We start from the raw sequence: 10,705 nt of genomic DNA, 5'->3' as shown, positions 1-10,705 counted from the left end.
TACATTTGCCCGCCGGCGTTCTTGTTCGAGGGAAGAGGCAGAAAAGCTTGTGTTCAGCCATATGATTCTGTGTTTTTTAGTAAAATAATGGATAATCAACACTCGTGTTAATATTTAATAATTATCCATTATCCCTATGGTCACTTCGCCGTCATGGAAAAATTCGATGACATATCCTTCATCTTTGCAGAGAATAAATGTATCCGAACCTACAGCTGTCACATCGTCGATTACATTTAAAACTCGTTCTAATTCAGTCCGAATCCCAGGATTATAAGAATAATTCCACAGTACAATAACATTCTTATTATTAATACCCATTTCTTGTAACCAATCAATGATTTCCGATAAATCCTCCACTTTTTTCTTTTGAGATACTTTTTCCCAATCTATTCTACCCCATGGTAAAATAGGGAATAATTCACACAAACAATCAAAATATTTTTCAGTTAACTCATTAGATAAAATCTCCAAATTTTCATTACCTATCGCCTTAATACATTCTTCAAATAACGTCATCTTTAACCCCCCTCACACTCACATTTTCCAATCCTAATAATAACAAATTATTCCAAATAAGTATGTCGAACTTTGTCCTGAAATCAAAAAACCCCCTCACACGAAGCAAGGGGCTACACAAACGTTTTATTTTCTTCTTTTCGGAAAAACGTCTTCATCGCGTGAAAGACGTCTGACTTTTGTTTAAGGATATAGTAGCGAAACTTTTCGTCTTTAATGTTTTTATATGCGGACATAAGCGTTGAATGGCGGTTGTACTGATTGACTTCTCCGTAGCCGAACATATTCGATACTTTCATCAGTTCGTTGACAAGTTTCACACAGCGCGCATTATCCGATGTAAGGTTATCGCCATCCGAAAAATGAAATGGATAAATGTTGTAGCGAGACGGTGAATATTGCGTTTCAATTAATTCGAGCGCTTTTCGATAGGCGGAAGAGCAAATCGTGCCGCCGCTTTCTCCTTTTGTGAAAAATTCTTCTTCTGTCACGACTTTCGCTTCCGTATGATGAGCGATAAACACAATGTCAACCGTTTCGTACTTTGTTCGTAAAAAGCGGGTCATCCAGAAGAAAAAGCTTCTCGCCATATATTTTTCCCATAAGCCCATCGAGCCGCTCGTATCCATCATTGCCAAAACAACCGCTTTCGAATCCGGCTTTACCACTTCATTCCACGTTTTAAATTTTAAATCTTCCGGATAAATCGGATAGAAACTCGGGTTTCCGTTCATCGCATTCCGCTTGAACGCAGTCATCATCGTCCGTTTTTTATCAATGTTCCCCATCAACCCTGTGCGACGAATATCGTTAAACTGAATATGTTGAACGACGTTTTGATCCATTTCTTTTCGCTTCAAATCCGGCAATTCAAGCTGGCTGAACAGCGCTTCTTGTAATTCCATTAACGACACTTCGGCCTCGTAATAATCATGTCCGGCTTGGTCGCCAGCACCTTGCCCCGTTCCTAGTCCTTTCTGCCCATCACTAGAGCCATCCCGGGCTACGACATCGCCTACTTGACTGTCCCCATCTCCTTGGCCGACATGCTTATTTTTATCGTAGTTATACCGAATTTTATATTCATCTAAAGAACGAATCGGAATTTTAATGACATCGCGACCATTAGACATAATGATGCTTTCTTCCGTGATTAAATCCGCTAAATTATTTTTAATCGCTTCTTTCACTTTCTCCTGATGCCTTTTTTGATCATCATGTCCTTTCCGATGGAGGGACCAGTCTTCTTTTGACACAACAAAATTTCCACTCATCGTTTCCCCTCCTTATCACTTTTTTCGAGTTTCATCATATACTGATGTTGGCGTCTACTACATACAATAATAACGGTTGTTTACTCTATCCTATGCAAAAAACTTAAATAATTGACAAATAATTAGGAAAATTCAATCGCCGGACAAGCCTAAAATGAGAAGAAGCACGCCTTGTAGGCATGCTTAGCGGTTTAACAAACTTCCCACATAGCGAAGCAGTTCGTTCGCCGATGTAGAATTGTACCCGTATTCGTCAATGTGACGAGCGACGACTTCGTTAATTCTTCAGGCGTGTTGATTAACCATTAAAAACCAGTTGACATCGCTCTATTCCTAGCTTTTCTGCCGTAGTCGGCAAGCGGTTCGCTTGCCGACTGGGCATGCTGTACGCATGCCCTCCTCGAACAATGAACGCTTTGCGGGCAAATTACATTTGCCCGCCGGCGTTCTTGTTCGAGGGAAGAGGCAGAAAAGCTTGTGTTCAGCCATATGATTCTGTGTTTTTTAGTAAAATAATGGATAATCAACACTCGTGTTAATTCTTTTTAATTGCTGCTCATCTGGCGTTTTCGTCGACGTTGTAATTTTGACAATGTCCTTTAAATCCGCAAACAATTTCTTCTGAATCGCTTCGCATAGTCGTTCATAACTAACATATAACCATTTCTATAACTAATTAGTTAATGGAAAAACCGCGTAAAATCAATATTCGAGCAATTTTTATAACTAATTTTATTAACTAACCCTATAACTAATTTAAAACTAAGTTTAACTAATTAGTTAATACCCATTTTGGATAGCGGGAAGAACCTTGATTGACAATAGTTTTATCCTTTTTAGACATTTCTTGAAGCAAATTGCCGATATACTTTCTTTTCTGTTTCTCATTGAGAGCATCAGATAGTTTATCTAGCAACAAATCATCAATATCTTTCCTACTTGCCACTTTATACTGACGCAAAAATGAGATAATCAGTTGCTTATAATGCTCTTTATCAAAGGCCCTGTTTTTAATATAGGTAGTTTTATCTCCTGTAATTTCAGCGATTTTAGCGGAAACATATAGGTTTGGATATCTGCCTTCCACTAATTTTAATGCCCTTAATTTTTTTGCTTCTTCTTGTGTGATGCGTTGCTTTTTTTGCACCTTATCTAACGCAATCACTACACTCAAATCGAGATCTGTATGGCTGATAAGCATACGAGTATAGTTATAATCCAATATTTTGCCGTAAATGGTCACTTTTACTTTATTCGGTTCACTTAAATCATAATCCGGCATTGGAAAAAATCTTTTTCGTTGCTCTAAAAACATTTTCTTAATTCCCGAACCAATTGTATCAATCATATTCAGATTGACCATTGCTTCGGCTAAAAAGCGATTTCGATAATATTCTTGAGGTGCATCACGTTCAATCACATTCTCAATCGTTTTAGGAATAAACTCACCGAGATTTGTAAAAATTAATTCCTCTGGTTTTTCAACAACATTAATTCGCCCTTGAAGAGTGTAATCTTGATGAGCAATACAGTTATGCAACGCTTCACGAATGACGTAAGGATCATACTGATTCACTTCAATTGGGAACAAACTTTGGTCCGGCATATAGCGATATTTTAAATTGCGGATTTTTGCAAAAAGTTCATTTGTGTTTAAAATAAATGGCGGTCCAAAATGCTCATAATCCCTCTCAATATTATGTTCGTCTTTCAAAATCCATGTCATTTTTGCAACAGCCGGCGCCAAAAAGTGTTCGGATTCAGGTTTACCAAGCAATATAATGGCTGCTCTCGTAATTTGTCCGTTAATCGTTACCCTTGCTTTATTCAGAAACGTTATATCATCCCATTTATCGACATCTTCGGCTAAACGTGGATTTTTCTTTTTATACTCTTCTCTTGCCTTCTCAATGGCCGTTTTATCTAAGTCATCAATCGTAGCACCGGGACAAATCACGGCCGACCAATCTTCTTTCATACGTTGGTTGCGAATACTTTCGATTTCTTGTATGCTGAGTGGAACCTTCGACTCACCATTTCGGCCAAAATAATGACCTTTCCAAGATGTTGGCATTCCTTTCGGCGCAGCGGGAATTTGAAACATAATCACCCTGCCCTCTGGATAAAAAAGTTCATAAATCTCAACAAACGACAGACCACCGTTTGTATGCCTCGATATCTCATGTTTAAGGCTATCTAAATCGGCTCTATTTTCTCTGTATTGTGTTCCAACAATTTCTTTATTTTTATCTTTTACTCCAAAAATAAGCCACCCATAAGGCTGATTTTTTAAGTTAGCCTCATTACTTAACGCTGAAAAGTATTCACCTAAATCATCAAAACCAAAATTATTTTTGGCTTCTTTAAACTCTACCCATTCATTTTCGGAGGGGAGGCTTCTAAATTTATCCAATAATTTTTTTAGTTCTATTTCATTCAATATCGTCACCTCCGCAAATGCGATTATTAATTGCGTGTAATTCTTAGTGCTAATAATTCAACATATGCGTTATTTTATCCTTTTTAAATGACTTCATATCAAAAAACTATACCGTCTGACTATAAAAATAAAAAGCATGCCCGGTATAAAGGCATGCTAGCGGTTGAGCAGACTTCCCACATAGCGAAGCAGTTCGTTCGCCGATGTAGAATTGTACCCGTATTCATCAATGAGCCGTGCCACGACTTCGTTAATTCTTTTTAATTGCTGCTCATCTGGCGTTTTCGTCGACGTCGTAATTTTGACAATGTCCTTTAAATCCGCAAACAATTTCTTCTGGATCGCTTCCCGCAGCCGTTCATGTGAATTATAATCAAAACGCTGCCCTTTTCGTGCATATGCCGAAATGCGAATTAAAATTTCTTCACGAAACGCCTTTTTCGCGTTTTCTGAAATGCCGATTTGCTCTTCAATGGAACGCATGAGCTTTTCATCTGGACTCATTTCTTCCCCTGTTAACGGATCGCGCAACTTCGTTTTATTGCAATACGCTTCCACGTTATCCAAATAATTATCCATTAACGTTTTCGCTGATTCTTCATAAGAGTAGACAAACGCTTTTTGCACTTCTTTTTTCGCGATTTCATCGTATTCTTTCCGGGCTAACGAAATGAAGTTTAAATACCGCTCACGATCCTCATTCGAAATGGATGGATGTTGATCAAGTCCTTCTTTTAGCGAACGAAGCACATCAAGCGCATTAATGGACGGAACTTCTTTGCGAATAATACACGATGAAATGCGGTTAATGACATAACGCGGATCAATGCCGCTCATCCCTTCATCCGGATACTCTTTTTTCAACTCCTCCACATCTACTTCGCTAAACCCTTCTACTGCTTCCCCATCATATAGACGCATTTTTTTCACTAAGTCAATGTCAGAACGCTTCGGTTCCTTTAACCTTGTCAAAATCGTAAACATCGCCGCCACCCGAAGCGTATGTGGGGCAATATGGACATCGGCCACATCACTTTCCCGAATCATTTTTTCATAAATTCGCTCTTCTTCCGACACTTTCAGATTATACGGGATCGGCATCACAATAATTCGCGAATGAAGCGCTTCATTCTTTTTATTCGCAATAAATGAACGATACTCTGTTTCATTTGTATGTGCGACAATCAATTCATCGGCACTAATAAGCGCAAATCTCCCCGCTTTAAAATTCCCTTCTTGCGTCAGCGAAAGCAAATGCCATAAAAATTTCTCATCGCATTTTAACATTTCTTGAAATTCCATAATCCCGCGATTGGCCTTGTTCAACTCTCCGTCAAACCGGTAAGCGCGCGGATCGGATTCCGAACCGTATTGAGCGATCGTTGAAAAATCAATACTTCCCGTCAAATCAGCAATGTCCTGCGATTTCGGGTCAGATGGGCTGAATGTGCCAATCCCGACCCGCTTATTTTCGGAAAAGAAAATGCGCTCAACCATGACATCTTCAATCCGCCCACTGTATTCTTTTTCCAAACGCATCATATTCAACGGCGAAAGCTCCCCTTCAATGCGAATGCCATATTCTTTATAAAAATCATCGCGTAAATGATGCGGAATCAGATGCAACGGATCCTCGTGCATCGGGCAGCCTTTAATCGCATACACCGCTCCACGATCGGTCAACGAATAAGCCTCTAGCCCTCTCTTTAACATCGTCACGAGTGTCGATTTTCCGCCACCTACTGGCCCCATCAACAGCAAAATCCGTTTTCGGACATCAAGACGCTTCGCTGCCGGATGGAAATATTCCTCAACTAACCGCTCTAGCGCCTCCTCTAGGCCAAACAATTGTCCGCTAAAAAAATTGTACCGTTTTTTTTCATTAACTTCTTCTACCCCTGCATCTTTAATCATATTATAGACACGCGAATGAGCGGACTGGGCAACCCATGGCTTTTCTTTTAAAATTTCTAAATACTCAGCGAAGGTTCCTTCCCACTTTAACCGTTGCTCTTCCTCCCGGTATTTCGCAATTTTCTTTAAAATATCCATTCAAGAACCTCCCCATCCTTGATGTCTAACTGAAAGATTATTACAATGTATGCAAGGATGTCCGTGATCATTCGCTTCGAAATAAAAAATTGCCGTTCCCCTCTAAACATTGCTTGTCACATCGGCTATAATAAAAAAAGGGATTAACTATTTCTTAAGGAGGAAAAGTATAATGAGAACATTGCTTGTGCTCGGCGTGATTGTTGCCTTTTTAACGGCTATTTTTACTGCTGGCTATAATGACAAGCCTGGTGTAAAAAATTAACCGATAAAAAAACGACCTCCCAAACGAAGGTCGTTTTTTTATCAATATAAACCTTTAAATCGTTGTTGCCGCAGCGCTTCGTATACTAAAATTGCCGCCGTATTGGATAAATTGAGCGAACGCACTTTATCGTTCATCGGGATCCGCAAACAACGCTCCATATTATTTTCAATCAGTTCTTTCGGAAGTCCGCTCGTTTCGCGTCCGAATACAAAGAAATAATCCTTTTGCGGATCACTGTAATCAAAGGAATCATAATATTTTTGGCCAAACTTCGTAATAAAGTAAAACTCCGCATCTGTATATTTGTCAAACAGTTCTTGTAGCGAGTCATAATAAAAAATATTGACATATTCCCAATAATCCAATCCCGCCCGTTTTAACATTTTATCATCTGTCGAAAATCCTAGCGGGCGAATTAAATGCAACGCCGTATCCGTCGCCGCGCACGTGCGGGCAATGTTTCCCGTATTCGCCGGAATTTCTGGTTGATACAATACTACGTGTAAAGCCACATTCATTCACCTCAAGTTGTCATTGTTCTCCGTTTTATTATACTATCTCTTATCAACAATATGAAAAAATTTATATTGAATATTCGGCGTATAGGCGCTTGAATCTTCGTATGACCAATACCGCATGCGGCTATTGGTCGTATGGGCATTGACTAACGGCATTCCTTGCCGATCTTTCTCCACGACAATTGTTGAATGGTTAAACCGCCCATCCCCTTCAAAATCATAACAAATCACATCGCCTAACATCAGCTGTTCTGGAGCTGAAACTTCCATCGCCTGTAACCCTGGATGTTCACCACTTAAATACCAGCGAAAGGCATGAGCAACCGCCCAACTATAGCTCCAGCTTTTGTTCTTCATCCACCAACCTTTTTGGCGGTTAGGATATCCCGTCATCGGAATGCCGCCTGCATATAAACATTGGGAAACGAAATTCGTGCAATCGACATCAAATTTAGGAAACGCCGGATGGTAACTGTTCCACCACGTTTCTGCATACTTTACCGCCTTCATACGGTCATAGACGTAATGGATTGCTTCCTCTTTTTTCGTTTCTCGATCCATACGCGTGTTTTCTGTAAATGCGTTGACCACCTTGATTTGTTTGTCTTCCGTCAAATGGTCTCGCTCAAAGCGTGCCCGCCTTTGCTCTACTTGTTCCTCCATATACATCCATCCGTGCTGTTTGATTAAAAATTGATAATGCACCATGTAATCAACGTCAGTCCATTCGTCAATTCGTTGTTTGCGAAGCACTTGTCCTTTTAGCACGCATTTCACCATTTCCGCCTCGCGTTTTTGCAGCAGTTGGCGTTTTTTCTCAATGATCGGATCTTCTTGGCATCTCTTTGTTGACACGAAAAGCCGCGCCCGTTTTTCCAGCAGTGCTTCTAGCTGTTTCTTCACATCGCCCACCACTTTTCTTTTTTATTACATTATGTGGTGAACGAATCATTTTTTCCTTTGCGCATACAACATTTGTAACCCTTTTTCGATTTCTCGCAATACTTCTTCCTCTTTTTCGCTCTGTTGCGCCTGTTCCAACACTGGAATGACGCTGTCATCACCAATTTTGCCTAACGCCCATGCAGCTGTCCCACGAATCACCGGTCGGCTGTCTTCTTTTAACAGCTGTACTAAATCTGGGATAGCAGTTCGGTCTTTATAATGCGCTAGCGCTAAAATGGCGTTTCGTTGAATCGGTTTTTTTCCGCGCCACGAACCGGAAAGCGAACCAAACGTTTCTTTAAACTCGCGATTCGATACATGAAGCAATGGTTTCAACAACGGTTTGACGACTTCTGGATCCGGTTCCATTTCCGGATGGACATGAAAATCTTTTCCTTTATTCGCGGGGCACACCATTTGGCACGTATCACAGCCATATAGCCGATTCCCAATTTTATCCCGAAACTCATCGGCCAAAAATCCTTTCGTTTGCGTCAAAAATGCAATGCAACGCTGCGCATTTAGTTGTCCTCCTTGGACGAGAGCTCCGGTCGGACATGCCTCGATACATTTCGTACACGTCCCGCACCGATCTTCTACCGGTACATCCGGTGGAAACGGAATGGTCGTAATCATTTCACCTAAATAAACATACGAGCCAAATTCCGGTGTAATCACGGCACAATTTTTTCCGCTCCAGCCGATCCCAGCTCGTACAGCAACCGCCCGATCAGCTAATTCGCCGGTATCTACCATCGACTTCACTTTGGCGTTTGGAACTTTTGCTAAAATAAAATCTTCTAGTTTTTTTAATCGTTCCCGCAAAATATCGTGGTAATCTCTTCCCCATGAGGCGCGGCAAAAAATTCCTCTACGTGCTTCCTTTGTGCTTCTCGGTGCGTTTTTTATTTTAGACGGATAGGCAAGCGCAATCGCGATCAACGATTTCGCCCCTGGCAAAAGCAACGAAGGATTCGTGCGCTTTTCTATATCCGGTTCTTCAAACCCCGATTGATAACCTAGTTGTTGTTGCTGAAGAAGTCGTTCTTTCAATTCCACAAACGGATCCGCACTCGCAAAACCAATTTTATCAATGCCGATCTCTTGGCTATATGCAATAATTTCTTTCTTTAATTGAATTACATCCATCACATACCCTCCTTTCGCTAAAATATGTGACCGTAGCAGAAAAAGCAAGAAATAAAAAATGGAAATCATTTGAATATTCAGGAAAAACAAAAAACGCAATGCCCCGTTCTCCCTAAGAAACGAAACACTGCGTTGTCCCCTATGTATGTACAATGGAGCGGGTGATGGGAATCGAACCCACGACATCAGCTTGGAAGGCTGAGGTTTTACCACTAAACTACACCCGCACACTTACTTACTCTTTTATATTGTTTTTTTCACGCACCTTCCATGCCTCTTCCTCTACCCGCTTATTCGAAGATGATTGGTGCGTCGAGGCAACTCGTAGCAAATTCACCGTTGTGTCGCTCGTGGCTGAGGTTTTACCACTAAACTACACCCACGTTCTTGCAAAAAAGGTCAAATTTTGTCGAGAAAAAATTAAAATAAAAAACAGGTATTCCCTGTTAAATGAAAATGGTGCCGATGGTGGGAGTCGAACCCACACTCCCTCACGGGAACACGATTTTGAGTCGATTATGAAATCGTGCATTCCACTCAGTTACTGAAAAAGTCTTTTATATCAAGGGTTCTTCTTATCTCCTGACCCTTTTATCCATCATTACCGAATACGACACGAGTTTTTGTACTGACGAAAGATATTATATAATTTATCTCATGTTAGGTCAATACTTTTTTCTTGCTTTTTTTCTGCCACAAAATTTATTACTTTTAAAATAAATGCTTTTCTTCTTGCTTTTTCTCCTGCCTTGTTCCGCTCTTTTCTTCGCTCATTTTTTCTTTAAAACCTTGATTTATACCCCCCTTGTCAACGTCAACTTTTTCTCATCGTTTTTTCACGCTTAATTCCTGCCTTATACCTGATTTATTCTTCACAGAAAACAGAAAAACACGAGGTAAACTGGAGATTTAGCCCAATTTTCACTCGTGTTAGGGAGCAGTTATTTTTACCTAAGGAACAAGTTGCCGTTTATTTTTGATGTATACATATAAGTTTTTAGAATTAAAGGGATAAGGTGAAAATAGGAATTTCAATTTACTTAACCCATTCCCTACAAAAGTATTGCCTGTCTCTTTCCACTGATTGCAACAGATATTAGAGCCTATATCCCTTATAGAATAAGCCATCTGCTCTTACTTTTTCCCCGTTTACAATAAAATAAAAGGTATTCTTCCTAAAAGTGTCTTGCCCTATAAATGTACCAATTACATTTATTCCATTCATAATCAGATTATATTTTTTTCCCTTTTCAAAAATAAGTTTCATCCAATTAGAATAAAAATTAGTTCCATAAATTTGATTGTTTTTTATTTTTTCTACATCACTCTTTAAATCGCTTAATATGTCTTCTTGGAAACATTCACACTGACTCTTATTTCCAGTTGCTTGATTTTCAAACTTTACAACAGAATAATTCTCTGCCTCAGAAGTTTCGTTATTTATCTTAACCTTTTCTTCATAAAACTTTGGGTTTTTTACAACGAATTTGCCCAATGACTCGAACTCCACAACGTAAACTTCGTACTTTTTTGTTTCCTT

Annotated in this window: 8 protein-coding genes, 1 tRNA gene and 1 pseudogene; all 10 read right to left on the bottom strand. The window is 39.8% G+C overall.

Annotated features, from left to right (window positions below; all coding sequences use genetic code 11):
- Positions 1 to 114: 114 nt before the first annotated feature.
- Positions 115 to 519, bottom strand: a complete 405-nt coding sequence (locus tag M4I42_RS15335; RefSeq protein WP_268852953.1) for a CDI toxin immunity protein — start codon at positions 517 to 519, stop codon at positions 115 to 117.
- A gap of 113 nt (positions 520 to 632) precedes the next feature.
- On the bottom strand, positions 633 to 1,793 hold the full coding sequence (gene yhbH / locus M4I42_RS15330; protein ID WP_268852952.1) for a sporulation protein YhbH: 1,161 nt from the start codon (positions 1,791 to 1,793) through the stop codon (positions 633 to 635).
- Between the two features lie 525 nt (positions 1,794 to 2,318).
- Positions 2,319 to 2,450: pseudogene (locus tag M4I42_RS15325) on the bottom strand (hypothetical protein); the annotation flags it as partial.
- 115 nt (positions 2,451 to 2,565) lie between these two features.
- Positions 2,566 to 4,242: an RNA-binding domain-containing protein gene (locus M4I42_RS15320; RefSeq protein WP_268852951.1), complete on the bottom strand. Its 1,677-nt coding sequence runs from the start codon at positions 4,240 to 4,242 to the stop codon at positions 2,566 to 2,568.
- Positions 4,243 to 4,389: 147 nt separating this feature from the next.
- Positions 4,390 to 6,285: a PrkA family serine protein kinase gene (locus M4I42_RS15315; protein WP_268852950.1), complete on the bottom strand. Its 1,896-nt coding sequence runs from the start codon at positions 6,283 to 6,285 to the stop codon at positions 4,390 to 4,392.
- 306 nt (positions 6,286 to 6,591) lie between these two features.
- On the bottom strand, positions 6,592 to 7,065 hold the full coding sequence (trmL, locus tag M4I42_RS15310; RefSeq protein WP_268852949.1) for a tRNA (uridine(34)/cytosine(34)/5-carboxymethylaminomethyluridine(34)-2'-O)-methyltransferase TrmL: 474 nt from the start codon (positions 7,063 to 7,065) through the stop codon (positions 6,592 to 6,594).
- A 42-nt stretch (positions 7,066 to 7,107) separates the two neighbouring features.
- Complete coding sequence (locus tag M4I42_RS15305) at positions 7,108 to 7,974, bottom strand: amidase domain-containing protein (RefSeq protein WP_268852948.1); 867 nt, start codon at positions 7,972 to 7,974, stop codon at positions 7,108 to 7,110.
- A gap of 45 nt (positions 7,975 to 8,019) precedes the next feature.
- Positions 8,020 to 9,165: a tRNA epoxyqueuosine(34) reductase QueG gene (gene queG, locus M4I42_RS15300; RefSeq protein WP_268852947.1), complete on the bottom strand. Its 1,146-nt coding sequence runs from the start codon at positions 9,163 to 9,165 to the stop codon at positions 8,020 to 8,022.
- A gap of 153 nt (positions 9,166 to 9,318) precedes the next feature.
- A tRNA-Gly gene (locus M4I42_RS15295) sits at positions 9,319 to 9,392 on the bottom strand.
- Positions 9,393 to 10,261: 869 nt separating this feature from the next.
- On the bottom strand, positions 10,262 to 10,705 hold a 444-nt coding region (locus tag M4I42_RS15290; protein ID WP_268852946.1), incomplete at its 5' end, for a hypothetical protein.

Source organism: Anoxybacillus sp. J5B_2022, assembly GCF_026847645.1.
Lineage (GTDB): Bacteria > Bacillota > Bacilli > Bacillales > Anoxybacillaceae > Anoxybacteroides.
The sequence above is the reverse complement of the archived record's forward strand: the minus strand, read 5'-3'. Positions and strand labels throughout refer to the sequence as shown.